General features: G+C 68.5%; 26 protein-coding genes and 1 tRNA gene. 13 read left to right on the forward strand and 14 right to left on the reverse strand.

The window, feature by feature from the left end:
* Positions 1 to 103: 103 nt before the first annotated feature.
* A complete protein-coding gene (locus JWP54_RS14850; protein WP_297373382.1) occupies positions 104 to 586 on the reverse strand; it encodes a CarD family transcriptional regulator in 483 nt (160 codons plus the stop codon).
* Positions 587 to 777: 191 nt separating this feature from the next.
* On the opposite strand from JWP54_RS14850, the gene JWP54_RS14855 reads away from it, so the two are divergent.
* A complete protein-coding gene (locus JWP54_RS14855) occupies positions 778 to 1,311 on the forward strand; it encodes a hypothetical protein (protein WP_297373384.1) in 534 nt (177 codons plus the stop codon).
* A 77-nt stretch (positions 1,312 to 1,388) separates the two neighbouring features.
* On the opposite strand, the gene JWP54_RS14860 is transcribed toward JWP54_RS14855, so the two are convergent.
* Positions 1,389 to 2,069 (reverse strand): response regulator transcription factor, encoded by a 681-nt coding sequence (locus JWP54_RS14860; RefSeq protein WP_297373386.1) that lies wholly within the window; start codon positions 2,067 to 2,069, stop codon positions 1,389 to 1,391.
* Entirely contained in the window at positions 2,066 to 3,220 is a 1,155-nt protein-coding gene (locus JWP54_RS14865; RefSeq protein ID WP_297373388.1) for an ATP-binding protein, read from the reverse strand. Before JWP54_RS14865 ends, JWP54_RS14860 begins: the two co-directional genes overlap by 4 nt.
* Positions 3,221 to 3,402: 182 nt before the next feature.
* On the opposite strand from JWP54_RS14865, the gene phoU reads away from it, so the two are divergent.
* A complete protein-coding gene (gene phoU, locus JWP54_RS14870; RefSeq protein ID WP_297373389.1) occupies positions 3,403 to 4,065 on the forward strand; it encodes a phosphate signaling complex protein PhoU in 663 nt (220 codons plus the stop codon).
* 115 nt (positions 4,066 to 4,180) lie between these two features.
* On the opposite strand, the gene JWP54_RS14875 is transcribed toward phoU, so the two are convergent.
* Positions 4,181 to 4,930 carry a phosphoglyceromutase gene (locus tag JWP54_RS14875; protein WP_297373392.1) on the reverse strand — a complete coding sequence of 250 codons (750 nt, stop codon included), beginning with the start codon at positions 4,928 to 4,930 and terminating at the stop codon, positions 4,181 to 4,183.
* Positions 4,931 to 5,006: 76 nt separating this feature from the next.
* Positions 5,007 to 6,191, reverse strand: coding sequence for a folate-binding protein (locus JWP54_RS14880; protein WP_297373394.1), 1,185 nt, complete (start codon positions 6,189 to 6,191; stop codon positions 5,007 to 5,009).
* A gap of 154 nt (positions 6,192 to 6,345) precedes the next feature.
* Here JWP54_RS14880 and JWP54_RS14885 point away from each other — a divergent pair, with 154 nt between their 5' ends.
* Positions 6,346 to 6,984, forward strand: coding sequence for a Pr6Pr family membrane protein (locus JWP54_RS14885; protein WP_297373396.1), 639 nt, complete (start codon positions 6,346 to 6,348; stop codon positions 6,982 to 6,984).
* On the opposite strand, the gene JWP54_RS14890 is transcribed toward JWP54_RS14885, so the two are convergent.
* Together JWP54_RS14890 and JWP54_RS14895 are read right to left on the reverse strand one after the other, a co-directional pair.
* The gene (locus tag JWP54_RS14890; RefSeq protein ID WP_297373398.1) at positions 6,968 to 7,609 is read right to left on the reverse strand and encodes an FABP family protein; all 642 of its coding nucleotides are present in this window, start codon (positions 7,607 to 7,609) and stop codon (positions 6,968 to 6,970) included. The two genes, JWP54_RS14885 and JWP54_RS14890, sit on opposite strands and share 17 nt — an antisense overlap.
* Before the next feature lie 179 nt (positions 7,610 to 7,788).
* A complete protein-coding gene (locus JWP54_RS14895) occupies positions 7,789 to 8,061 on the reverse strand; it encodes a hypothetical protein (RefSeq protein ID WP_297373399.1) in 273 nt (90 codons plus the stop codon).
* 73 nt (positions 8,062 to 8,134) lie between these two features.
* On the opposite strand from JWP54_RS14895, the gene JWP54_RS14900 reads away from it, so the two are divergent.
* The 8 genes from JWP54_RS14900 to pstB all read left to right on the forward strand — a co-directional run bounded on the left by JWP54_RS14900 (position 8,135) and on the right by pstB (position 17,226).
* Positions 8,135 to 8,827 (forward strand): response regulator transcription factor, encoded by a 693-nt coding sequence (locus JWP54_RS14900; RefSeq protein ID WP_297373401.1) that lies wholly within the window; start codon positions 8,135 to 8,137, stop codon positions 8,825 to 8,827.
* Positions 8,802 to 9,728 carry a mycothiol synthase gene (gene mshD, locus JWP54_RS14905; protein WP_297373403.1) on the forward strand — a complete coding sequence of 309 codons (927 nt, stop codon included), beginning with the start codon at positions 8,802 to 8,804 and terminating at the stop codon, positions 9,726 to 9,728. The genes JWP54_RS14900 and mshD overlap by 26 nt, the downstream gene beginning before the upstream one ends.
* Before the next feature lie 56 nt (positions 9,729 to 9,784).
* Entirely contained in the window at positions 9,785 to 11,959 is a 2,175-nt protein-coding gene (locus tag JWP54_RS14910) for an RNA degradosome polyphosphate kinase (RefSeq protein WP_297373405.1), read from the forward strand.
* Entirely contained in the window at positions 11,956 to 12,897 is a 942-nt protein-coding gene (locus JWP54_RS14915) for an NUDIX domain-containing protein (protein ID WP_297373407.1), read from the forward strand. Before JWP54_RS14910 ends, JWP54_RS14915 begins: the two co-directional genes overlap by 4 nt.
* 225 nt (positions 12,898 to 13,122) lie before the next feature.
* Entirely contained in the window at positions 13,123 to 14,214 is a 1,092-nt protein-coding gene (gene pstS / locus JWP54_RS14920; RefSeq protein WP_297373507.1) for a phosphate ABC transporter substrate-binding protein PstS, read from the forward strand.
* A gap of 151 nt (positions 14,215 to 14,365) precedes the next feature.
* Entirely contained in the window at positions 14,366 to 15,310 is a 945-nt protein-coding gene (gene pstC / locus JWP54_RS14925) for a phosphate ABC transporter permease subunit PstC (RefSeq protein WP_297373409.1), read from the forward strand.
* Positions 15,310 to 16,398 (forward strand): phosphate ABC transporter permease PstA, encoded by a 1,089-nt coding sequence (gene pstA / locus JWP54_RS14930; protein ID WP_297373411.1) that lies wholly within the window; start codon positions 15,310 to 15,312, stop codon positions 16,396 to 16,398. Before pstC ends, pstA begins: the two co-directional genes overlap by 1 nt.
* Positions 16,399 to 16,446: 48 nt before the next feature.
* Positions 16,447 to 17,226 carry a phosphate ABC transporter ATP-binding protein PstB gene (gene pstB, locus JWP54_RS14935; protein WP_297373413.1) on the forward strand — a complete coding sequence of 260 codons (780 nt, stop codon included), beginning with the start codon at positions 16,447 to 16,449 and terminating at the stop codon, positions 17,224 to 17,226.
* A gap of 78 nt (positions 17,227 to 17,304) precedes the next feature.
* Here the strand turns inward: pstB and JWP54_RS14940 are convergent, their stop codons facing one another.
* From JWP54_RS14940 to JWP54_RS14955, 4 genes are all read right to left on the reverse strand, one after another.
* Entirely contained in the window at positions 17,305 to 18,195 is an 891-nt protein-coding gene (locus tag JWP54_RS14940) for an aminodeoxychorismate lyase (RefSeq protein ID WP_297373415.1), read from the reverse strand.
* A 47-nt stretch (positions 18,196 to 18,242) separates the two neighbouring features.
* Positions 18,243 to 19,148, reverse strand: coding sequence for an anti-sigma factor (locus tag JWP54_RS14945; RefSeq protein ID WP_297373417.1), 906 nt, complete (start codon positions 19,146 to 19,148; stop codon positions 18,243 to 18,245).
* Entirely contained in the window at positions 19,145 to 19,726 is a 582-nt protein-coding gene (locus JWP54_RS14950) for a sigma-70 family RNA polymerase sigma factor (protein ID WP_297373418.1), read from the reverse strand. Before JWP54_RS14950 ends, JWP54_RS14945 begins: the two co-directional genes overlap by 4 nt.
* A gap of 278 nt (positions 19,727 to 20,004) precedes the next feature.
* Positions 20,005 to 20,634 carry a DNA-directed RNA polymerase subunit beta gene (locus JWP54_RS14955; protein WP_297373420.1) on the reverse strand — a complete coding sequence of 210 codons (630 nt, stop codon included), beginning with the start codon at positions 20,632 to 20,634 and terminating at the stop codon, positions 20,005 to 20,007.
* A gap of 137 nt (positions 20,635 to 20,771) precedes the next feature.
* Between JWP54_RS14955 and JWP54_RS14960 the strand changes: the two genes are divergently transcribed.
* Positions 20,772 to 20,844: transfer RNA gene (locus JWP54_RS14960), tRNA-Lys, on the forward strand.
* 61 nt (positions 20,845 to 20,905) lie between these two features.
* Here JWP54_RS14960 and JWP54_RS14965 read toward each other — a convergent pair.
* Both JWP54_RS14965 and JWP54_RS14970 read right to left on the reverse strand, forming a co-directional pair.
* Positions 20,906 to 21,286, reverse strand: coding sequence for a glyoxalase/bleomycin resistance/extradiol dioxygenase family protein (locus JWP54_RS14965; RefSeq protein ID WP_297373422.1), 381 nt, complete (start codon positions 21,284 to 21,286; stop codon positions 20,906 to 20,908).
* 17 nt (positions 21,287 to 21,303) lie between these two features.
* Entirely contained in the window at positions 21,304 to 21,492 is a 189-nt protein-coding gene (locus JWP54_RS14970) for a DUF2795 domain-containing protein (RefSeq protein ID WP_297373424.1), read from the reverse strand.
* Between the two features lie 308 nt (positions 21,493 to 21,800).
* On the opposite strand from JWP54_RS14970, the gene JWP54_RS14975 reads away from it, so the two are divergent.
* Complete coding sequence (locus JWP54_RS14975) at positions 21,801 to 22,223, forward strand: hypothetical protein (RefSeq protein WP_297373426.1); 423 nt, start codon at positions 21,801 to 21,803, stop codon at positions 22,221 to 22,223.
* Positions 22,224 to 22,563: 340 nt separating this feature from the next.
* Here JWP54_RS14975 and fdhD read toward each other — a convergent pair whose 3' ends face one another.
* Entirely contained in the window at positions 22,564 to 23,412 is an 849-nt protein-coding gene (gene fdhD, locus JWP54_RS14980; RefSeq protein ID WP_297373428.1) for a formate dehydrogenase accessory sulfurtransferase FdhD, read from the reverse strand.
* Positions 23,413 to 23,510: the final 98 nt, after the last annotated feature.

Here is a 23,510-nt window from a genome sequence, read left to right on the forward strand (position 1 = left end):
GGAAACGGGCGGTGCTGCTGGAGCGGATGGTGCGAGGCCGGAACATGCGACAGGCGGCACCAGCCGGTGCCGCCTGTCGCACGAACAGGTTGTTCGGTAATCGTCAGGAGGCGAGGACCTCGTCGAGCACGGCGGAGGCCCGGTCCTCGTCGGTCTTCTCGGCCAGGGCCAGTTCGGAGATCAGGATCTGCCGCGCCTTCGCGAGCATCCGCTTCTCCCCGGCCGACAGGCCGCGGTCCTGGTCGCGGCGCCACAGGTCGCGAACGACCTCCGACACCTTGATCACGTCACCGCTGGCCAGTTTTTCCAGGTTGGCCTTGTAACGCCGTGACCAGTTGGTGGGTTCCTCCGTGAACGGCGCCCGTAGCACTTCGAACACCTTGTCGAGGCCGTCCTGGCCGATCACATCGCGCACGCCGACCAGGTCGACGTTCTCCGCGGGTACCTCGATGGTGAGGTCACCCTGGGTAACATTGAGCTTCAAATAGAGTTTCTTTTCACCCTTGATGATGCGCGTTTTCACTTCGGTGATCGTCGCAGCGCCGTGGTGGGGATAGACGACTGTTTCGCCAACTTCGAATAGCATGTATTGATATCCCTTCAGCAACGTCTATGATACCACCCCTGTCCGACGCACTCCCGGGCGAGTATCCGGTGTCTGACCCGATCCGCCCGGTCAGAACTATTTCGTAAGGTAAACTCGACGGAAATATGCAGCGTTCACGCCACTTCGGCTGAACGCTGAACTCTTGTGGAGGTCTTGTGAGAGCGCGAACCATGGCAACCGTCGTTGTGGCGGCCGGCGTCCTGTTGGGAACAACAGGGTGCAATCTGTACGCTCCCCAGGCGACGACGATTCACTACGACGCCAGCGACGGCGTCAGCGGGAACGTGGGCGACCTCGCCATCCGCAACGCGATCCTGCTCACCGAGGATGGTGAGAACGCCAACCTGCTCGTGCACGTGGTGAACTCCAGCGACGAGGACATCGACCTGATCGTGCAGTATGAGGGCGTCGACGACGAGGTCACGACCACGCTGACCATCGACGCCAACTCGACCGGCGAGATCGGTGTCGAAGGCGGCGAGAGCGTCGCCGTCGAGGGCGACGTCAGCGCCGGCTCGTTGTTCCCCGTGTTCTTCCAGTACGGCGACCTCACCGGTACCGAGCTGCTGGTACCCGTGCTCGACGGCACCCTGGCCGCGTACTCCACCCTGGTGCCCACCGAGAAGCCCGCCACGACGCCTGCCGAGACCCCGGCCGAGACGCCCGCTCCCTCGGCCACGCCGGAAGCCACCACGGCCCCTTAACGCTGTGAACGGCGCAATGCCCCTGGAGTCGAAAGCCGGGGGCATTGTGACGTACGCGGGCCGGGCGGGCCCGCCGGTCAGGCCTCGAAGCGGTAGCCCAGGCCGCGCACGGTGACGAGCATCACCGGTTCGGATGGGGTCGCTTCGATGCGGGAACGGATCCGCTTGATGTGCACGTCGAGGGTCTTGGTGTCCCCGAAGTAGTCGCTGCCCCAGACCCGGTCGATCAGCTGGCCGCGGGTGAGCACCCGGCCGGCGTTGCGCAGCAGGAATTCGAGCAGCTCAAATTCCCTCAACGGCATGTTCACCACCTCGCCGGACACGGAGACGGTGTGCCGTTCGATGTCCATCCGCACGGTGCCCGCGGAGAGCTGGCCGTCCTCTTCCTCGGTCGGGTCGGTGTGCCGCCGGGACACGGCACGGATGCGGGCGAGCAGCTCCCGGGTGGAGTACGGCTTGGTGACGTAGTCGTCGGCGCCCAACTCGAGCCCCACGACGATGTCGACCTCGGAGTCCTTGGCCGTCAGCATGATGATCGGCACGGCGGAGCGGGTGCGGATCTCCCGACACACCTCGGTACCGGGGATTCCGGGCAGCATCAGGTCGAGCAGGATCAGGTCCGCGCCGGCGCGATCGAATTCGGCGAGCGCGGCTGGACCGTCCTCGGCCACGGCTACCTCGTATCCCTCGCGCTCGAGCAGGAAGCTCAACGGTTCGCTGAGCGCCTGCTCGTCTTCAACCAGAAGGATTCGAGTCATGGGGTGTCTCCTGTCGCCGCTAGCGCGGGTTGGGTCGCCTCTGGCAGGCGAATGGTGAAGGTGGAGCCGGAGCCGGGCTGGGACCAGACCCGGATGTCACCACCGTGGATCTGCACGACGTGCTTGACGATGGACAGGCCGAGGCCGGTGCCGCCGGTGTTGCGGGCGCGGGCCTGGTCAACGCGGAAGAAACGTTCGAAGATGCGGTCCAGATCACCTTCAGGGATGCCGACGCCCTGGTCGGTGACGGTGACCTCGACGACCCCGCCGGTGACGCGCGCGCCGACCCCGACCCGTGAGCCCGGCGCCGAGTAGTGCACCGCGTTGGCGACCAGGTTCTGCACGGCCATCACCAACAGGCGTCCGTCGCCGTAGACCCGCGCGCGGGACTTGCGGCCCACCGCGATGGTGATGCGGTCGGCCTCGGCGACAACCCGGTTCTGGTCGACGCCGGCGGCCACGATGTCGTCGATGTCGATCAGCTCGGGCTCGCGCAGGGCGTCCTGGGCCTGCAGCCTGGACAGTTCGATGATCTCTTGGGTGAGCCGGGCCAGGCGCCCGGCCTCGGTGGTGAGGCGGTCGGCGAAGCGGCGCACCTGCGCGGGTTCGTCGGCGGCATGACCGAGGGCCTCGGCGAGCAGGCCCACCGCGGCGATCGGGGTCTTCAGTTCGTGGCTGATGTTGGCCACGAAGTCCCGGCGCACCTCGTCGAGCCGGAACGCCTCGGTGCGGTCTTCCGCGAGCAGCAGCACGTAGCGGGTGCCCAGCCGTGCCAGCCTAACCCGCAGGTGCATGCTCGCGTCACCGAACGGACCGCGCGAGAGCACCAGGTCCTCCGACACGGCCTCGCCGGAACGCCGGACCCCGCGGGCCAGCTCCAGCAGCTCGGGGTGGGCGAGCTGCTGGTGGACGACCAGGCCCATGCTCACCGCGCCCGGCGACGTCTTGATCACGTTGTTCGACGGATCCAGCACCAGGCCGGCGCTCTCGAGGGCGTCCAGCACCTGGTCGATCCCGTCGGGCACCGCGGGGTTGACCACCTCGGCGGCCCGCTTCCCGTGCCGCTCCGCGACATGGAGAAGGGTGACGAACCCTGCTCCGACGGTGAGGCCCAGTGCCAGGGACAGCAGCACGAGCCAGGTTGATTCCATTTGACCAGATTAGTGACTATCCCACGGGGCAATCGCCCCGGCAAGGGTGGTCACACGCTACTTTAGGAGTTGTTCAATCGCAGGGCACCTGCCGTTAACCTCCGGCCGCCAGAATTGCTCGGGGGCCAGGCGGGCCTCATGCGTTCGCGCGCTTTGGCGCGACCAGGAAGGACCACAGATACATGCGTGAAGTATTTCAGCAGGAGCTCGCCGAGGTTCAGGACCGCCTCGCCGAGATCGCTCGCCTCGTGGCCATCTCCATTGAGAAGGCCACCAAGGCTTTCAACGAGTCCGACGTTGCACTGGCCGAGGAGGTCATCGCCGACGACGACAAGATCGACGCGCTGACCGTTGAGCTGGATGAGCTGGCGATCACCATCCTCGCGCGGCAGCAACCGGTGGCGCGTGACCTCCGCATCGTGGTGAGCGCGCTGCGGATCAGCGCGTCGCTCGAGCGGATGGGCGACATGTCCACCCACATCTCGCAGCTGGCCCGGTACCGGTTCCCCGACAAGGTGATCCCGAAGAGCCTGCGCCCGACGTTCGCCGAGATGGGCGCGGTCGACGTGAAGATCGCGAAGATGCTCGCCGAGCTGCTCACCACCGAGGACATGAAACTGGCGGAGGCCATCCGCAACGAGGACGACAAGGTGGACGCGCTGCACCTGAGCGTGTTCGACGCCGTGCTCGGCGAAACCTGGAAGGGGCAGGCGGCGGACACCGTCGACGCCACCCTGGCCAGCCGGTACCACGAGCGGTTCGCGGACCACGCCGTGTCGATCGCGAAAAAGGTGCAGTACCTGGGCACCGGCGACTGGCACCAGCCGTCGTCGCCGGAGGCCTGAAGCACACCTCGCGAACCGTGAGCTGAGCACCTGGATTCCCGACGGGCTCAGGTCACGGCTCGGGAACTGGAAAAGCCCCCGTCGGAGACGGGGGCTTTTCTCCGTGGGGCCAGGGTTACTTCTTGCCCTGCGCGGCAACGGCGGCGGCACCGGCGGCGGCAGCGGCAGGGTCGAGGTACTCACCGGCGCCGGTGGGCGTGAGGTCCTCGTCCAGGCGGTACACCAGCGGGATGCCGGTGGGGATGTTCAGCTCGGCGATGTCGGCGTCGGAGATGCCGTCGAGGTGCTTGACCAGGGCGCGCAGCGAGTTGCCGTGCGCGGTGACGAGCACGGTCTTTCCGGTGCGGAGGTCCGCCGCGATGTCGGACTCCCAGTACGGCAGCATCCGGGCGATGACGTCCTTGAGGCTTTCGGTGCGGGGCACCTCGTCGCCGAGGTCGGCGTAGCGGGCGTCGCCCACCTGGGTCCACTCGGAGGAGTCGTCGAGCAGGGGCGGCGGCACGTCGAACGAGCGGCGCCAGGTCTGGAACTGCTCCGGGCCGTACTTGGCGAGGGTCTCGGCCTTGTCCAGGCCCTGCAGGGCACCGTAGTGGCGCTCGTTGAGGCGCCAGGAGCGCTTGACGTCGATCCAGAGCCGGTCGGCCGCTTCGAGGGCGATGTCGGCGGTCTGGATGGCGCGCGTGAGACGTGAGGTGTGCAGGATGTCCGGCAGCAGTCCGGACTCGGCCAGCAGCTCGCCGGCGCGCAACGCCTCGGCCCGGCCCTGGTCGCTCAGCCGCACATCCACCCAACCGGTGAAGAGGTTTTGCTGGTTCCAGGTGCTGTTGCCATGGCGGAGGAGGATGAGGGTATAAGGAGCAGACATAGCTCAACTCTAGCGAGGCGCGCGGGCGCACGCGGTCCCGGCCGGCGTGACGAAAGTCCCGCCGGACGGTGGGCCGTCAGCCGCGCGGGGCCCGCACACCCAGCCGCGGCAACCGTGGGACCTCGGCCACCGACCCGGCCGATTCCGGCACGATGACCTCCTGGCTGGCGGTGATGGAGATGCCCTGCGAGAGCACGTGCAGGGTCACCGTGCCCGGCACGGTGCGCTTGATCACGGCGAGGGCGATGGGTCCCAGTTCGTAGTGGATGGCACTGGAGGTGATGGTGCCCACGGTGCGGCGCTCCGGCTCGCTGTTCGCGACGAACCGATCGCCCTGCACCTCGTCGCCGTGCACGGGCAGCACCGACTCCGAGCCGTCCAGGTGCAGCAGCACCAGGCGGCGCGGCGGGTGGCCGAGGTTGTGCACCTTCGCAACGGTCTCCTGCCCGCGGTAACAGCCCTTGTTCAGGTGCACGGCGGTGCGGAGCCAGTCCAGTTCGTGTGGGATGGTGCGGTCATCGGCGTCGAGGGCGCCGCGGGGCCGCCAGGCGGCGATGCGCAGTGCCTCCAGGGCGAGGAGGCCGGCGGCGGTGACCGTACCCGCCGAGACGGCATCGCGAAGGGCCGGCAGCGCGGACCGGGTGATCAGCACCTCGGTCCACCGCCAGGTGGCGGCGGGGTGCGCGGTGTTCGCGGCGTACTGCCAACCGCCCGGGGCGACCTCGGTCCACGGGTCGTGCCAGACCAGCGGCACCCCGTTGGGGGCGGCCGCGCTCAGTGCGACGGCAGTGGGATCGGCGGCCATGGTGCCGACCGTGGCGTAGGCCAGGGTGTGATCGACGACCTGCACCCGCAGGGTGAAGCGCATCCGGTCGAGCCAGGCGTGCAGGCCGGGCAGCTCGGCGGCCTCGATCAGCAGCCAGGTCTCCACGCCGTCATCGAGCAGCGCGATGGCGTACTCGAGGTGGCCGGTCGGGTCCAGCAGCAGTGTCTCGGTGGACTGGCCGGGAGTGAGGCCGCGCAGTTCCTGGCTGGACATCGAGTTCAGCCAGGTGAGCCGGTCGGCACCGGAAATGGACAGCACCCCGCGGTGGGAGAGGTCCACGACGGCCTGGCCGGCCAGGAGCCGGCGTTGTTCGGTGTTCGGGCTGCCGTAGTGGGCGGCGACACCCGCGTCGATGCCCTGCGCCTGCACGGCCCCGTCGAGTTCGAGCAGGGGCGACCCCGCGGCGGAAACGATCGGTTCGGCGGTGCTGGTCATGAGGGCTCTCCTTCGGGGAAGCTCCGGGAATGCTGCCGGGGAGCGCCAGGGCAGTCGACAGCGTGGAACTCCGGCCCATATGCTAACCCAACGGCCTGTATGACATCCCGTATTCCCGCCAGGGCCGGCTGCCCGCCCCGACGAGGAGTCACCGATGACTGTTCCCGCCCCGCTGCCCGCCGCGCTCCGCCTGTCCATGGGGGCGCTCACCCTGGTCGCGGTGGCGGCGACCTTCGTCTCCACCGCCGCCCGCGCCACGATCAACCCGTTCAATTTCTTCGGGTTCTTCACCATCCAAAGCAACCTGCTGGCCGCGGGGGTGCTGCTCGCCACGGCGCTGTTGGTGCTGCGGAGCCGACCGGTCCCGGACTGGCTGGTCCTGGCCCGGGCGGCGGCGACGGCGTACATGATCGTCGTCGGCGTCGTCTACAACACCCTGCTCACCGGACTGGCCGGCGGCGTCGACCTGCCCTGGGCGAACACCGTCCTGCACGTGCTGTTCCCGCTCTACTGCCTGCTGGACTGGTTGGTCTTCGCCGACCGGGACCGGCAGCCGTGGCGCCGCCTGTGGCTGCTGCTGGCCTACCCGGCGCTCTGGTGCAACGTGGTGCTCCTGCGCGGAGCGACGGACGGCTGGGTGCCGTACCCGTTCCTCAACCCTGTGGCCGGGTATGACGTCGTGTTCGGTTGCGTGCTGCTGATCGCCGGAACCGTCCTCGCCGCCGGCGCCGTGGTGTTCGGGCTCAGCCGGGTGCGCCCGATCGGTGTGGTGCCGGTCAGGACACGCGGCTGAGCCGGCCGGAGGCGTGGGTGCGCAGCTCCTCGCCGAGCGCGGCGATGTCCCACGCCCAGAGCAGGTGACTGTCGACGAGGCCGTAGAGCCGGGTGGCGGCCGCGTACGGTTTCGCGCCGCTGGTCTGCACGATCGCGTCCGTGGCCAGGTCGATGCGCGGGCCCTTCACCTGGCCGAGGTAGAGCTCCATGATGCCGCCCGGATGCACCAGGCTCACCTCGATGTCGAAACCATTGTCGGCATTGCGCAGCGTCTCCACCGCCTCCGCGGTCTGGAACGGTGCGGGGCCGACACCGGGGAGGAGGCCGGGCCCGGGGTCGCCGGCCTGCTGCGGGCGGCTGAGCCGCCAGTAACCGGTCTCGGTCATCAACGGGACGGCCGCGCCGGCCGTCGCGCCGGCGCCCGGATTACCGGTCGCCGTCGGCGCCTCGGGCTCCAGCCAGGTGTACGAGCTGTAGTTCAGGTGTTGCATGCCGTCATGGCTGAAGCTGATCCGGTGCCCGAATTCGCCGGTGACCTTCTTCCCGCCGACGGTGTAGTCGAGGATGCCCGAGCCTTCCCAGACGCCGAGAAGCCACGACAAAGGAACGAGCTCGGACGGCAACCCGACCGGAAGTTCGTACACTTCGGTTACCGCTGGCCCCGGAACAGCTTGAACAGCACGACGCCGGAAACCCAGGCGATCGACAGGCTGGCCAGCGCGAGGAGGCCCAGGAACAGGATTTCGAGTGCGAGCGTTGACATGCCCCAACTCTAGCCTCTGGCGCGCGCCCCGCGGCCGAAACGCCGAACCGTGCCGAACCGTTATCCGAGGCCGACGAGGCCGACGAGGCCAAAAATGCCGGTGGCCGCGGCGAGGACCAGAACAGCGCCGACCAGGCTCTGGGTCACCCGGCTCACGTATCCCTCTTTCTGCCCGGTGGACAGCTGGGCCGCAAGGGTGAGGATGGTGCAGCCCGCCAGGGAGAGGCTGGTCCAGACCAGCCGATTTTCCGGGGCGACGAGCACGCCGATCAGGACCGCACAGACGGCGGCGACCAGCCAAATCACTCCAACACTCACACGCTTCCAACTCACAAACCCATTCTGCACGCCAGAGTCGCATTCCGTGGCACGCTAGGATTACCGGGAAGATACTTGGAGGACCTGCGTGGCGCAGCTGTTGATCCTGACCTCGGCGGTGAACGACGAAGTTCTCCCCGCCCTGGCGTTGCTCTCACACAGCACACGATTCATTCCGGCGCAGCCGGATCAGCTCATCACCGCGCCCGATTCCGATTTGATCCTGGTCGACGCACGGTCGAACCTGATGGCCGCCAAGTCGCTGTGCCAGATCCTGCGGACCACCGGAAGCAGCGTGCCGCTGCTCCTGGTCATCACCGAGGGCGGGCTCACCGCCGTCAGCCCGGACTGGGGCGTCGACGACGTGGTGCTGAACACCGCCGGTCCCGCCGAGGTCGACGCTCGCATCCGCCTCGCCGCCGGCCGCACCTCGCACAACGAACCCTCCCCCACGATTCGTGCCGCCGGCGTCGTCATCGACGAAGCCAGCTACTCCGCCAAGGTGCACGGCAAGCCGCTCGACCTCACCTATAAGGAGTTCGAGCTGCTGCGGTTCCTCGCCGCGCACCCGTCGCGGGTGTTCACCCGTGAGCAGCTGCTCAGCGAGGTCTGGGGCTACGACTACTTCGGCGGCACCCGCACCGTCGACGTGCACGTGCGGCGGCTCCGCGCGAAGCTCGGCGACCAGGAATCCCTGATCGGCACGGTACGCAACGTCGGCTACCGCTTCAACGTCTACGAGGAGGACGGCGAGCGTGTCGTTCACTCTGTCGGCACCTGACCTGGCCGACGCCGCTTTCGCGGCTCGCTTCCACGACGTCGCCGACGCGGCCGCGCACACCGACGGGCACCGGCCCTTCAACGAACAGGCCCTGCTCGACGTGCGCTCGGGCCGCCGCCGGCCGCAGCTGCTGCTCGAGGGTGAAGACGCCGTCGGCGCCGCGATCCTGGGCGCCGGCGAGATCGACTTGGTCGTGCATCCGCGCTACCGCCGGCGTGGGCACGCCACCGCCGCGCTCCGCCGCGTGTTCGAGGACGAGGGCGGCATGTCCGGCGACCTGACCGCCTGGGCGCACGGCGACCACCCCGGCGCCCGTGCCCTCGCCGACCGGTTCGGCTTCAGCGCCGCGCGCACCCTGCTGCAGCTGGAGCGGCCGCTCAGCGCCGCCGACGACTCCCCCGAGCTTCCGGCCGGCGTGGTCATCACGGCGTTCCGCCCCGCCACGGCCGGCGACCCCGGTGACGCCGCCGAATGGGTGCGGTTGAACGCCCTGATCTTCGCCGCGCATCCGGAACAGGGCGCCCTCACCGAGGCCGACCTGGCCGCCCGCCAGGACGAACCCTGGTTCGATGCCGGAGACCTGCTGCTGGCCCGGACGAGCCGGCCGGACTCCGCGCCGGACGACGCCGCGCCCGGGCCGATCCTCGGCTACAACTGGCTCAAGATCGAACCCGGCTCATCGCTCGGTGAGATCTACGTCCTCGGAGTGCACCCCGATTCCGCCGGCGCCGGCCTCGGCCGCGCCCTGATGCTGGCCGGCCTCGCCCGCCTGCGTGAGCGGGGCTGCACGGCCGTCGAACTGTATGTGGAGGCCGAGAGCACCGCCCCGGTGCGCCTGTATCGCAGCCTCGGATTCGCCGACCGTACGGTGGATGTGCAGTATCACCGCTGGCCTCGTTAAGGTTCCGTTCACCGTGATCGTCGCGCCCGCTCGGCGCCGGGTGTCAAGATGGACAGATGGACGGCGACAACATCCCAGGCACCTCAGGGCTCGAGAGCGAACTCGACGACGATTTTGACCCTCAGATCGGCAAAAACGATCCCGCACTCCCGATCGAGCGGTACCTCGACCGAGAGCTGAGCTGGCTGGCCTTCAACCAGCGAGTGCTCGAGCTGGCCGAAGACCCAGCCCTGCCGGTCCTGGAGCGGGCGAACTTCCTGGCCATCTTCGCCAGCAACCTCGACGAGTTCTTCATGGTGCGGGTCGCCGGGCTCAAGCGCCGCATCCTGACCGGCCTGGCGGTGCCCACCAACGTGGGCCGCGCCCCGCAGGATGTGCTCACCGACATCTCGAAGGCCGCGCACGTGCTGCAGGACCGGCACGCGCACGCCTTCCAGGAGCTGGTGCGCCCGGCCCTGGCCGAACACGGCGTGGACATCGTCACCTGGGACAGCCTCTCCGACGTGGACCGCCGGTCGCTGCGCGGCTACTTCGGCAACCAGATCTTCCCGGTGCTGATGCCGTTGGCCGTCGACCCGGCGCACCCGTTCCCGTACATCTCCGGCCTCTCGCTCAACCTCGCCGTGCGGCTGCACAGCTCCAAGACCGGCAAGCAGGAATTCGCCCGGCTCAAGGTGCCCTCCATGCTGCCGCGCTTCGTGCGGGTGGACCGCACCGAGTCCGTCGACAAGGTGCGCTTCATCACCCTGGAAGACCTCATCGCCAACCACCTCGAGGATCTCTTCCCCGGCATGGACATCCTCGAACACCACGTGTTCCGGGTCACCCGCAACGAGGACGTCGTCATCGAGGAAGACGACACCGAGAACCTGATCAAGGCCCTCGAGAAGGAGCTGCTGCGCCGCCGGTTCGGCCCGCCCATCCGCCTCGAGGTCACCGAGGACATGGACGAGGTGACGCTTGGACTGCTCGTGCGCGAGCTCGACGTCACCGAGCAGGAGGTCTACCGCCTGCCCGCACCGCTGGACCTCGGCGGGCTGTTCGATCTGCGCATCGACCGGCCGGACCTGCACTACACCAAGCACGTGCCCACCACCGCGGCGCAGCTGCTCACCGGCGAACCCAACCAGGAATCCGATATCTTCCGGGCGATCAGCCGGGGCGACGTCCTGCTGCACCACCCGTACGAATCGTTCGCGACCAGCGTGCAGGCGTTCCTGGAGCAGGCCGCCGCCGACCCGAACGTGCTCGCCATCAAGCAGACCCTGTACCGCACCTCGGGCGACAGCCCGATCGTGGAGGCGCTGATCGCCGCCGCGGAGTCCGGCAAGCAGGTCTTGGCGCTGGTGGAGATCAAGGCCCGCTTCGACGAGCAGGCGAACATCTCCTGGGCACGCAAGCTCGAGAAGGCCGGCGTGCACGTGGTGTACGGCCTGGTCGGGCTGAAGACGCACTGCAAGCTCGCCCTCGTGGTGCGCTACGAGAAGGGCGTGCTGCGGCACTACAGCCACATCGGCACCGGCAACTACAACCCCAAGACCAGTCGCATCTACGAAGACATGGGGCTGTTGACGGCGGATGACCAGGTCGGCAAGGACCTCACCCGGCTGTTCAACGAACTCTCCGGGTACGCCATCGAGAAGAAGTTCAAGCGCCTGCTGGTGGCGCCGCTGCACCTGCGGAAGGCGCTGCTCAAGCGCATCGCCGACGAGACCACGAACGCGCTGGCCGGCAAGCCCGCCGGCATCCGCATCAAGGTCAACTCGATGGTCGACGAGGACATCATCGACGCGCTCTACCGGGCCAGCCAGGCCGGGGTGCCCGTCGACGTGTGGGTGCGCGGCATCTGCAGCCTCAAGCCCGGCGTGCCCGGCCTGAGCGAGAACATCCGGGTGCGGTCGATCCTCGGCCGGTACCTCGAGCACTCGCGGATCTTCTGCTTCCACACCCTGGGCGAGACGCAGGTGTTCATCGGCAGCGCCGACATGATGCACCGCAACCTCGACCGCCGCGTCGAGGCTCTGGTGCGCCTCGTCGACCCGCGCCACCTCAACGAGGTGGATGCCCTCTTCACCCGGGCCATGGACGAGCGCACCTCGTCGTGGTGGCTGGACGGCAACGGCGAATGGACCCGGCACCACCTGGATGGTGACGGAGCGCCCCTCGACGACATGCAGAACCGGTTGATGCAGCAGATCGGCCAGCGGAAGCGCCCGGTGAGCCGCCGATGACCGACACTGCCACCGTTTACGCGGCCGGTGCGGTCCTGTGGCGGCTCATCGACGGCAAGATGCACGTGCTGCTGATCCACCGCACCGTGCACGGCGACATCACCATCCCCAAGGGCAAGGTCGACCCCGGCGAGACCCTGCCGATCACGGCGGTGCGGGAGATCAAGGAGGAGACCGGCCTGGCCATCGCGCTCGGGGTGCCGCTCGGCGTCTCCGAGTACCCGATGCCCAACGGCAAAACCAAGGTTGTGCACTACTGGGCGGCGGAGGTGCTGCCCGAGCACATCCTGCACTCCACCTTCGTGCCCAACGGCGAGGTCGCCGCCCTCGAATGGGTCACCATCAAGAAGGCCAGGACGTACCTCAGCTACGCGCCGGACGTGGAGATCATCGACGCCTTCGCCGGGCTGGTGACCCAGGGCATCACCCGCACCTTCGCCATCATCGCGCTGCGGCACGCCAAGGCCACCCCGCCGCACGACTGGTCCGGCCCCGACGCCACCCGTCCGCTCAGCGAACGGGGGGTGGCGCAGGCCGCCGCGCTGGTGGGCACGGTCAGCGCGTGGCGGCCGCAACGGATCTTCGCCAGTACCGCCACCCGGTGCGTCACCACGGTGGCGCCGCTGTCCGCGTCGACCGGGGTGCCGTTCAAACGCACCGACCTGATCAGCCAGGACGCCTGGGAGGAAGGCACCTCCGATGTGCGGCACGCCGTGGGCAAGCGTATCCGCGCCCGCAAGACCGCGGTGCTGTGCAGCCACGGACCGGTGCTGCCCGACATCCTGCGGGAGATCGCCCTGGCGACGGGCTCCCCGGTGACGCACCGGCTCTCCAACGCCGCCGTGCTGGCGCCCAGCGGGTTCTCGGTCGTGCATCTCTCCAGCGACAATCCGAGTGCGGGGATCCTGGCGATCGAGAGCCACCCGCCGCGCCTATAGCCCGCCCCTGCCCTCCCCCGACGCCCGCACTCCGACCGGACTGCGGGCGTTGTCGTGTGCGCACCAACCGTCGGCATCCGTTTACCTGCCGTTCACCCAGGAGGGGGAGTGTCGTTAACCACAAGGAATAGCGTCTGTCGAGGGCCAGCACCGGCCCGAAGTTCGCAGGGTTCTCCTGTGATCGCATTCCCTGTAGTTGACCTGAAAAGGATCCTTGTGAATCTCATGCGTTATGGCCGCCCGGCGGTCATTGCCATTGCCGTAGCACTCGTTCTCTCCTCCTGCGCGTCGAACGAGGGGGGCGCCAGCACGTCCACCGCCGGTGCCGCAGCTGAGACCGCCGTCGCCGGCACCATCAACGTCGCGGGCGCGTCCTCGCAGGGCTCCGCGCAGGAAGCGTGGATCTCCGCGTTCCAGACCGCCAACCCCGACGTCACCATCAACTACGACCCGTCGGGCTCCGGCGCCGGCCGCGAGACCTTCATCGCCGGCGGCACCGACTTCGCCGGTTCGGACTCCTACCTCAGCGACGAAGAACTCGCCGGCACCTTCGCAGCCTGCGCGCCCGACACCCTCGCCGTGGACCTGCCGGTCTACATCTCCCCGATCGCCGTCATCTTCAACGTCGAGGGCGTCACCGACCTCAACCTGGATGCCGACACGCTCGCCAAGATCTTCACCGGCGCCATCACCACCTGGAACGACCCGGCCATCGCGGCGCTGAACGAGGACGCCACCCTGCCGGCCACCGCGATCACCGCCGTGCACCGCTCGGACGACTCCGGCACCACCAAGAACTTCGCCGACTACCTCTTCCAGGCCGCACCCGACGTGTGGACCGAGAAGCCGGCCGACCCCTTCCCGTACCAGACCGGTGAGGGCGCCCAGGGCACCTCCGGTGTCGTCGACGCCGTCACCAACGGCACCGGCACCATCGGCTACGCCGACGCGTCGCGCGCCGGTGACCTCGGTGTCGCCAAGATCAAGGTCGGCGAAGAATTCGTCGAGTACACGGCCGAGGCCGCTGCCGCCGTCGTCGACGGTTCGCCGCTGGTCGAGGGCCGCGCCGACAACGACCTGGCGATCAAGCTGGACCGCCTCACCACCGACGCGACCCACTACCCGCTCGTGCTCGTGAGCTACGCGCTCGTCTGCACCGAATACGCCGACGCCGAGCAGGGCACCCTGGTCAAGGAGTACGTCAGCTACATGGCCAGCGAGGCCGGCCAGGAGGAGGCTGCGGCATCCGCCGGCGCCGCCCCGCTGTCCGCCGACCTGCAGGCCAAGGTCGCCGCGGTCCTCGAGACCGTCAAGTAAACATCCGCTGAGCCTCACGCCTCAGTAACACTGCCCGGCAGGGCGGCCGCGTTGCACGCGGTCGCCCGGTCGGGCACACTGAGGCTTGGGGTCTGGCCCACGAACCACCCTTTTACCGGTACCACCTCACCCCTCCAGGGAGACGCTCGGAATGACGACCGCAGTTGACCGTATTGCGATCAAGGCCAAGGAACGACCGGGCGACCGTATCTTCTCCACCGCAACGGTGGTCGCCGGAAGCCTGATCCTGGCCGTGCTCGCCGCGGTCGCCTTGTTCTTGTTCGTGCAGAGCATTCCCGCCTTCGTGGCCCCGGCGGATGCCTTCAAGGGTGACTTCACCAACTTTTGGTCCTACGTGGCACCGCTGGCGTTCGGCACGGTCTGGTCGGCCTTCCTGGCCCTCCTGATGGCCGTGCCGGTGGCCATCGCCGTGGCCCTGTTCATCTCGCACTACGCCCCGCGGAAGCTCGCGCAGGGCCTGGGCTACCTCATCGACCTGCTCGCCGCCGTGCCGTCCGTGGTCTTCGGCCTGTGGGGTATCGGTGTCCTCGCCCCCCTGGTGCAGCCGTTCTACGCCAGCCTGGTCGACTGGTTCGGCTGGTTCCCGCTGTTCGCCGGCCCGGTGTCCGGAACCGGCCGCACCATCCTCACCGTCGCGATCGTGCTGGCCGTGATGGTGCTGCCGATCATCACCGCCATCTGCCGGGAAATCTTCCTGCAGACGCCGGTGCTGTACGAAGAAGCGTCGCTGGCGCTCGGCGCCACCCGCTGGGAAATGATCACCATGGCCGTGCTCCCGTTCGGCCGCGCCGGCATCATCTCCGCCGCGATGCTGGGCCTCGGCCGGGCTCTGGGCGAGACCATGGCCGTGGCCATGGTGCTCTCCCCCAACCCACAGGTGATCTTCCAGCTGCTCACCTCGCAGAACTCCAACACCATCGCCGCGAACATCGCACTGAACTTCCCCGAGGCGCACGGCGTCGGGGTCAACATCCTGCTGGCCACCGGCCTCGTGCTCTTCGTCATCACGCTGATCGTGAACATGATCGCCCGCGTGATCATCAACCGCCGCAAGGCCTTCTCTGGAGCGAATTGATGAGCACCATGACCGTCTCGGCTCCCGTCACGAACTCCCTCACCGCCGGCAAGCTGCCCAAGAACTCCCCGCTGATCGTGCTCGCCGCCAGCTGGGTCGTCGCGGCAGCATTCTTCGCGGTGATCTTCCTTGCCGGCGCCACCGAGACCTTCAACTGGGCCGGTGCGCTGTTCTTCGGTACCGTGCTGCACTGCGTGGCCCTGTTCCTGTTCTCCTACTTCGTGGAGGGCGTCCGCCGGGCCAAGGACCGCTTGGTCACGGCGCTGGTCACCATCGCCTTCGTGGTGGCGCTGATCCCGCTGATCTCCCTGGTGGGCACCACCGTGGTCAACGGCCTGCCCGCCTTCCTCACCCCGAGCTTCTTCACCGAATCCCAGCGCAACGTCGTCGGCGCCGGCGGCGGGGCACTGCACGCCATCGTCGGCACCCTCTTCGTCACCGGCCTGGCCACCCTGATCTCGGTGCCGATCGGCCTGCTCACCGCGATCTACCTCACCGAATACGGCCGTGGCCGGCTCGCCCGCGGCATCACCTTCTTCGTCGACGTGATGACCGGCATCCCCTCGATCGTGGCCGGCCTGTTCGCCTACGCGCTGTTCTCGCTCCTGTTCGACGACCCGGGCATCCGGTTCGGCTTCGGCGGCTCGGTGGCGCTCTCGGTGCTGATGATCCCCGTGGTGGTGCGCTCCAGCGAGGAAATGCTCAAGCTCGTGCCCAACGAGCTGCGGGAGGCCGCGTACGCCCTCGGCGTGCCCAAGTGGCTGACCATCGTGAAGGTGGTGCTGCCCACCTCGCTGGCCGGCATCGTCACCGGCGTGATGATCTCCATCTCCCGCGTGATCGGCGAGACCGCCCCGCTGCTGATCATCGCCGGCTTCACCGCCAGCATGAACTATGACCTGTTCAGCGAACGGATGATGACCCTCCCGGTGTTCGTGTACAACCAGTACGCCAGCCAGGGCGCCGACTCGCAGGCGTACATCGACCGGGCCTGGGCCGGGGCGCTCACCCTCATCGTGATCGTGATGCTGCTCAACCTGGTGGCCCGCCTGGTCGCCCGCACCTTCTCCCCCAAACTCGGCCGCTGACGCCGCCTCCGCCCCAGATCTCCTGCTTTCCCAGATTCGAAGGAACCCATGTCCAAGCGCATTGAAGTCAACGACCTCGACGTCTACTACAGCAAATTCCTCGCCGTCGAAGGCGTATCGCTGACCATCGAACCGCGCACAGTGACCGCGCTGATCGGCCCCAGCGGCTGCGGCAAGTCCACGTTCCTGCGCACCCTCAACCGCATGCACGAGGTCATCCCCGGCGCCCACGTGGACGGCGAGGTACTCATCGACGGCAACAACCTGTACGGCCCGGGCGTCGACCCGGTGCTCGTGCGCCGGCAGGTCGGCATGGTGTTCCAGCGGCCCAACCCGTTCCCCACCATGTCGATCGGCGACAATGTGCTCGCCGGCGTCAAGCTCAACAACCGGCGGATGCCCAAGAACGACGCCGACGCGCTCATCGAGAAGTCGCTGCAGGGCGCCAACCTGTGGAACGAGGTGAAGGACCGCCTGGACAAGCCAGGGTCGAGCCTGTCCGGCGGCCAGCAGCAGCGCCTCTGCATCGCCCGCGCCATCGCCGTGCAGCCCGACGTGATCCTGATGGACGAGCCCTGCTCTGCCCTTGACCCGATCTCCACCCTCGCGATCGAGGACCTCATCGAGGAGATGAAGACCGACTACACGATCGTCATCGTCACGCACAACATGCAGCAGGCCTCCCGGGTCTCCGACCGCACCGCGTTCTTCAACATCGCGGGCACCGGCAAGCCGGGCAAGCTCATCGAGTACGACGACACCACGACGATCTTCTCCAACCCCACCGTGCAGGCCACCGAAGACTACGTCTCCGGCCGCTTCGGCTAACCCGCACCACCTCGCGAGAGCGGCCTGACGGTCACCTCACATCGGCGAAGCGGCCACACCGCCGCTCTCGCGGGCCCGTCAGGACCCGGTGCGGGCCAGCAGGGACGCGTTCAGGGCGCGTGTGAGCTCGGTGTCGTGCGGGAACTCCTCGCCGTCCAGGGCGGTCACGGCGACCGCCAGGCGCACGCTGGAGACCAGCCACGCCGCATCCGCCGCCCGCAGCTCGTCGACGGTGATGTCGCGGTACTCCACGCTCTCGCCGTGGGCGGTGAGGTACTCGAACACGCTCTGCTGGGTCGTGCCGTGCAGGATCGCGCCACTGGGCGCCGGGGTGACATAGCGACCGTCGATGCGCAGGATCACGCTGGAGGTGGGGCCCTCCATGACGTAGCCGTCGTGGGTGAGGAAGATGGTGTCGTCTGCACCGCGGCGCTGGGCCTCGCGCAGGGCGGCCATGTTGATGGCGTAGCTGAGCGTCTTTGCACCCATCAGCAGCCACGGCGCCTGCTCGGCCACCCCGCGTGGGTAGCCGCGGTCGAGGGTGATCACCCTGATGCCCCCCTCGCGTACGGCGGTGAAGTCGGCCGCGCGGGTGGCGTGCAGCCAGGCGGTGGGCGCCGGGCCGTGCTCGACCCCGCGGCTGAGCACGAACTTGAGCGCCAGTTCACCCTCGCCGGGGATGCGCGCCACGGCATACGCGATCGCCGCCCGCCACTGGGCGGGGTTGGGCACCGGCAGGTCGCAGATCTGCGCCGAGTTGATCAGCCGGCTGAGGTGCGGCTCGACCTCCTGCGGATGCCCGTTGACCACGCTGAGGGTCTCGAAGATGCCGTCGCCGCGTTGGGTGCTCAGCTCGGCCACTCGCAGCGCCGGGGCGCCGGAATCGATCTCGTGGAACGTGTCGACGAAGTCGGTGCGGGTGGAGTCGGCCGGCTCCGGGTCGATGAGCAGCGTGAAAGGCAAGGTCATGTACCGAGACTACCCATCCGTCCCGGACGTGCCCGGAGCGACGCGGGTCAGCTCTGGATGGCGACGATCGGGTCGGTCGTGGGCTTCTCGGAGCCGCCGGAGGGCTCGACGGTCACGCCGACGGCGTCGCCGGCGGACATGGTGCCGTCGAGGACCCGGAAGACCGTGCCCGACCCGGTGGAGTCGAACGTGCCGGCGGGAACCGGGTCGCCCTCACCGATGTACCAGAGCTGGTAGTCCTGATCGTCGGCGAGCGCGGGCAGGTCGTCGACGATGATCGCGGACAGGCCGAGTTCGCCCGACCACACCAGGGTGGTATTCTGCCCGTCGACGGTCTCGGTCGACGCGCGCTGCGTGTCGGGGGCCGCGTTGATCTCGGCGAGGCCGGCGGCCTGCTCCTGGGCGAACTGGTCGTCGGGGTTGCCGTAGATCGCCTGCCCGGCGAAGGTCCCGCCGACGAAGAGCGCCACAGCGGCAGCAGCGGCCGCGAGGTATCCGGCGGGCCGCTGGAACCAGCGGCGCTGGGCCCGGTCGGCGGCCGAGCCGGCGCGGACGTCGGAACTGCCGGGTGCAGGGGTGGTGGGCGTCGAGGGGGCGGATGTCGCGGCGACGGGAGCGACCGCGGGCGGCGCATCCGCCGTGGCGGCCGGGGTTCCGGGCCGGGCGGCGTTGTGCGCGGCCAGCTGCGGGGTGGACGCGATCTGCGCCATCAGGCTGGCCTTGAGAGCGCTGGAGGGCTGCACCGGCGCCGTCGCGAGGCCGAGCGCCACCGCGGTGTCGCTCAACTCGGCGGCCTCGATCCGTGCCTGCTCGGAGTGCTCCAGGTACCGCTCGTACTCGGCGGTCTCGGCGGCACTGAGCGCGTGCACGGCGTAAGCCCCGGCCAGGTCGGCCGGGTTCTGGGCGGACCCGTTGCCGGTCGGGCCGTTTCGTGGCGTGTTGGTGTCGCTCATGACGCCACCCCCAGTTCGTCTCTTAAGCGGATTAACCCGTCCCGGAGCCGGGTCTTCACGGTGCCGAGCGGGATGTGCAGGTGGTCGGCGACTTCGCGGTGACTGAAACCGCTGAAGTACGACAGGCTCACGGCCTGGCGTTGCAGTTCGGTCAGTCTGGACATCGCCTTTTCCACCCTTTCGTGCTCGAGTTTCACTTCAACGGTCTCTGCGACCTCGTCGTACGGCACCGCGAGGTCGCGGATGCCGATCTTGGTGTCCCGGTCACGGCCGGCCTGCGACGACCGGATCCGGTCGATCGCACGTCGGTGCGCCATGGTCATGATCCAGGTCGAGGCCCCGCCACGCTGCGACTCGTACCGCGACGCCGTCTGCCAGATCTCCAGGAAAATCTCCTGGGTCACTTCTTCGGACTGTGCGTGATCGACCAGCACGCGCTTGACCAGGCCAAGCACACGCGGAGCAATCTGGTCGTATAGCTCTCCGAACGCCGTTTGGTCCCCGTCCGCTACCCGGGCGAGCAGCTCCTCTTTCGAGGGCGCTGTCGACGAGGCGTCGAGGTTGAACTCAGCAGTCATAAGATCCAGCATGTCAGGTTCGGTCCCCTTCCATGCAAAGGGTTCGGTGCCGAGTCCTCGCCGGATTGGTCTGGGCGAAAAAAACCGGGCCACCCGGCCTCATCCGCCCCTGGCCGAGGCCGTAGGCAGAGAGAAGGCCGGACCGCAGAACGCCTCTCGGCGCGAGGCCGTTCTAGACGGCGAATATTGGAGCCCGGGGTTACTGCGGTCCGGCCAGCATCCAGTGTAAACGACAAGTGCCGGATGTTCATTCCCTTACCGGGTATCCGCTGGAGAAGTTATTCGAGGGAGTCGCTGCGCCACAGCCGGGCACAGGAGGCGAACTCCTGTGCGGTGGTGGAGAACCGCAATGCGCGGGTGGTGAGCTCGCTGGAGCGGCCCGGTGCGGTGCTGTCGAAGTCGTCGGCGACGCTCGCGCAGCCGGCGCCGATCACGCGGCAGAAAGCCGCCGCCCGGTCCAGGGCGACGGCGAAGTCGCCGGTGAACAGGCCGCGCAGGATCTCATCGGCCAGAACGATGATCTCGGCCGGGCCGGTCGGTGCCGCCGCTCCCGCCACGACGGGATCGATGCTCACGGCCACGTCCAGGCCGCGCTGGTACAGGAACGCCGAGCCCTCCGCGTCCTGGCGGATCAGCAGCCGGACCAGGTAGATCCGCCAGAGCGCTCCGGGCAGGCTGCGCGGCGTGGCCCGCGACCACAGCTCGGCCACGGCGTCGATGCCATGCTCGTCGGTGTACGCCACCAGCCGGTCCACCACGTCGGGGTCGGGGCTCTCGCGCACCCGGGAGATCAGGGCCTGCGCGGTCTCGTGGGCCACCCGGCTGATCTGCGCGGGGTCCTCGCCGCCCATCATCGACTCGAACTTGGCGCCCGAGAACTGGGTGGGCTTGTGAAAATCGTCGGCCATCGCTCTCCTCTTGGGTTTCTCGGCCGCGGCACGGGTGGGGCCGCCGCAGGGAACGGCAGTGCGTCGACGGCCCCGGCCGCTGCTTCTACGGTAGACAAGAAAAACCGCTTCGCAATCCACGCTAAGTTATTAACCGCGGGCCTCTAGCTCAGTTGGTAGAGCAAAGGACTTTTAATCCTTGGGTCGTCGGTTCGAGCCCGACGGGGCCCACCCTTGTCGGGACAGTGCGCGGCGGACCGGGTAACCGGGTCGCCTCGGCTCAGGCCGAGCGTCAGTCGGCGGCCTGGATGGCCAGGATCATGGTGCCTTCCGGGTCGCGCAGGTACGCGACCCGCTCGCCCCACGGCATGTCTGCCGGCGGTACCACGACGGCCGCGGCCGCCGACTCGACGACGGCGGCCAGATCCGGCAGGTAGAGGCACAGGTCCACCGGGTGCCCGGCAGCGGGCAGGGACGTCTCGCCGTACAGGGCTGGCGCTGTCCCCCGGCCGAACGCGACCTGTCCAGTGCCGATCCGCACAGCAACATAGTCCGGCTCACCCTCATCGGGGAAGCTGTAGGCGACGGTTCCGGAGAGCACCCGCTGATACCAGGTCACTGTGGCCGACAGCTGGCGACAATTGATGATCGGGAACACCTCTCCTGGAACCATGATGCCCGGGACCGCCGTCAGGAAATGGCGCTGGACACGGCCGTTGGGCCGTCGAATTCCTCCTGGGAGGCGGATTCCAGAGCGCCCAGCAGGTCGTCGGGCGCTCCATTGGACTTGGCGACCTCCAGCAGGGTGCTCTTGCTCGCCGGATAGTCAACGCCGGCGAGGTACTTCTGCAGTTCGATCGGAGTGGGTTTCTCGGCCATGGCACTGTCCCTTCGTCGGCCGACCGTGAGTCGGCGCCTTCGCTGAGTTACCGGTCTATCCCCGCTCCGTCGCCGCGTCACGGCGGTTGACGCGGCGGCCCCGGCGGGGTAGCGCCCGCCGAACAGCCGCTCCCCCTGCGTGGCCGGCCATTCGCCGGCCTGAGCGCGGACACGGAATGTCCTGCGAGTTTTCGGTGTTTCTTCCTGCGTTGACGCTCATTCTGATGTGCTGAATTCCGGCCTCGGGCGCGTGACCCGCGCTTCGGCGCCGGGCGGCGCACACAACGAGCGTCACGGGAGGAGCCCCAGTGCGAAAGAACATCGACGTCGAAGTCGAAACCGGCGTCATCGAGAAGTACCGTCGGCACCCCAACGGAAACGGGTGGGTGTCCGGCAAGTCGAGCGTGCAACCGAGCGCGTTCATCTCGGAGTCCGCCTACATCGAATCTGGAGCCGAGATCGGCCGGGAGGCCTGGATCGGGCCGGGCAGCTGGATCGACCACGATGTGATCATCGGCGACAAAGTCTTCATCGGCCAGAACGTGCACATCGGCGAGGGCAGCCTCGTCAGCGGCGGCGCCCATCTGGGCAGCCACGTGCGCATCGGCCGGAACGTGCGCATTGCCGTGGGCGTGCGCCTTGACCGGGACACCCAGGTTGCCGATGGCGCCGTAGTGGCTGCCGGCAACGTGGGCGCGGACGGCCGCCGCACGCACGGGCTGGCCGCGTGAGCATCCGTTCAAGCCGGTAACCGCGGCAAACCGGTCGCGGTGGTCCGGATGCCGCGGCGACAGGAGCAGGATGGCTCATGACACGTCGCGCACCGGTCACCGACAGCAGCGAAGACCTTCGGCGGGCACGCGCGCCGGGCCGACAAGTTCCAGCTCGTGGACTACCCCGCGCGGCTGCGCGGCAGCCTACTTCCCGGAGGCGAACCAGCTGATGCACCGGGAGGTGGCGCGGGAGTCGAAACGCCCGGCTACCAGGCCATGAGCGTGCGGTTCATCCCGCACGAGGCGCGGGTGCCCGCGCTGTCCTGAGTTGTGTCGAGGGCAGGGTCGGGCGGCTGGGTCACACCGCGGCGAGCGCGCCCTGAACGATGCGTTCCTCGCCGGCGTAGATCACCATGGAGTCGCCGCGGAGGAACCCGACGAGGGTCATGCCCACCTCGGCGGCGAACTCCGCCGACAGCGACGACGGCGCCGACACGGCGGCGAGCACCGGGATGCCGGCCATCAGCGCCTTCTGCGTCAACTCGAAACTGGCCCGGCTGGACACCATCAGCACCGTCCCGCGGAGCGGCAACAGGTTCTCCTTGACCGCCCAGCCGATCACCTTGTCGACGGCGTTGTGCCGGCCCACGTCTTCCCGCAGTGCGAGCATCTCGCCGGTCTCGGCGGTGAACAGGGCGGCCGCGTGGATGCCGCCGGTCTTCTCGAACACCGCCTGCGCCTCGCGGAGCTTGTCGGGGAAGGTGGTGAGCAGTTCCGCGTCGACTCGCACGGCATCCGCCCGCACGTCCCAGGTGGACTTGGTCCGCACCGCGTCGATGCTCTCCTTGCCGCACAGGCCGCAGGAGCTGTTGGTGAGGAGGTTGCGCTCCTGGCTCGGGGACGGCGGTGTGACACCGGGCGCCAGGTGCAGGTCGAGCACGTTGTAGGTGTTCACGCCCTCGGCGGTGGCGCCGGCGCAGTACCGGGCGGCGGCGAGGTGTTCGCCGGCACTGATGATGCCCTCGGAGACCAGGAAGCCCGCGGCGAGGTCCACGTCGTGGCCGGGGGTGCGCATGGTCACGGCGAGGGAGCGCCCGTTGACCCGCATCTCGAGCGGTTCCTCGGCCGCGAGCACGTCTTCGCGGCGGATGGGCGGCTGGCCGATCGTCAGCCGGGTGATCTTGCGTCGCGCTGTGACTCTACCCATGGTGGCCCTCCTCGAGCGTGTGCCGCCAGCGGTTCCGGGTGCCGCCAGCCCCTCCTCCGAGCCTAATCCTCCCGCCCGCACTTCCGCCGCTCTCTCGC

This window comes from Cryobacterium sp. (assembly GCF_025463825.1).
Lineage (GTDB): Bacteria > Actinomycetota > Actinomycetes > Actinomycetales > Microbacteriaceae > Cryobacterium.

Excerpts from the sequence above, each read along its gene's own strand:
- JWP54_RS14940 (WP_297373415.1), bottom strand. The coding sequence starts at position 18,195 with ATGACCTTGCCTTTCACGCTGCTCATCGACCCGGAGCCGGCCGACTCC.
- JWP54_RS14945 (WP_297373417.1), bottom strand. The coding sequence starts at position 19,148 with ATGAGCGACACCAACACGCCACGAAACGGCCCGACCGGCAACGGGTCC.
- JWP54_RS14855 (WP_297373384.1), top strand. The coding sequence starts at position 778 with ATGGCAACCGTCGTTGTGGCGGCCGGCGTCCTGTTGGGAACAACAGGG.
- pstS (WP_297373507.1), top strand. The coding sequence starts at position 13,123 with ATGCGTTATGGCCGCCCGGCGGTCATTGCCATTGCCGTAGCACTCGTT.
- JWP54_RS14910 (WP_297373405.1), top strand. The coding sequence starts at position 9,785 with ATGGACGGCGACAACATCCCAGGCACCTCAGGGCTCGAGAGCGAACTC.
- pstB (WP_297373413.1), top strand. The coding sequence starts at position 16,447 with ATGTCCAAGCGCATTGAAGTCAACGACCTCGACGTCTACTACAGCAAA.
- JWP54_RS14915 (WP_297373407.1), top strand. The coding sequence starts at position 11,956 with ATGACCGACACTGCCACCGTTTACGCGGCCGGTGCGGTCCTGTGGCGG.
- JWP54_RS14850 (WP_297373382.1), bottom strand. The coding sequence starts at position 586 with ATGCTATTCGAAGTTGGCGAAACAGTCGTCTATCCCCACCACGGCGCT.
- JWP54_RS14865 (WP_297373388.1), bottom strand. The coding sequence starts at position 3,220 with ATGGAATCAACCTGGCTCGTGCTGCTGTCCCTGGCACTGGGCCTCACC.
- JWP54_RS14880 (WP_297373394.1), bottom strand. The coding sequence starts at position 6,191 with ATGACCAGCACCGCCGAACCGATCGTTTCCGCCGCGGGGTCGCCCCTG.
- phoU (WP_297373389.1), top strand. The coding sequence starts at position 3,403 with ATGCGTGAAGTATTTCAGCAGGAGCTCGCCGAGGTTCAGGACCGCCTC.
- JWP54_RS14965 (WP_297373422.1), bottom strand. The coding sequence starts at position 21,286 with ATGGTTCCAGGAGAGGTGTTCCCGATCATCAATTGTCGCCAGCTGTCG.
- JWP54_RS14860 (WP_297373386.1), bottom strand. The coding sequence starts at position 2,069 with ATGACTCGAATCCTTCTGGTTGAAGACGAGCAGGCGCTCAGCGAACCG.
- JWP54_RS14955 (WP_297373420.1), bottom strand. The coding sequence starts at position 20,634 with ATGGCCGACGATTTTCACAAGCCCACCCAGTTCTCGGGCGCCAAGTTC.
- pstA (WP_297373411.1), top strand. The coding sequence starts at position 15,310 with ATGAGCACCATGACCGTCTCGGCTCCCGTCACGAACTCCCTCACCGCC.
- JWP54_RS14950 (WP_297373418.1), bottom strand. The coding sequence starts at position 19,726 with ATGACTGCTGAGTTCAACCTCGACGCCTCGTCGACAGCGCCCTCGAAA.
- pstC (WP_297373409.1), top strand. The coding sequence starts at position 14,366 with ATGACGACCGCAGTTGACCGTATTGCGATCAAGGCCAAGGAACGACCG.
- JWP54_RS14875 (WP_297373392.1), bottom strand. The coding sequence starts at position 4,930 with ATGTCTGCTCCTTATACCCTCATCCTCCTCCGCCATGGCAACAGCACC.
- fdhD (WP_297373428.1), bottom strand. The coding sequence starts at position 23,412 with ATGGGTAGAGTCACAGCGCGACGCAAGATCACCCGGCTGACGATCGGC.
- JWP54_RS14970 (WP_297373424.1), bottom strand. The coding sequence starts at position 21,492 with ATGGCCGAGAAACCCACTCCGATCGAACTGCAGAAGTACCTCGCCGGC.
- JWP54_RS14885 (WP_297373396.1), top strand. The coding sequence starts at position 6,346 with ATGACTGTTCCCGCCCCGCTGCCCGCCGCGCTCCGCCTGTCCATGGGG.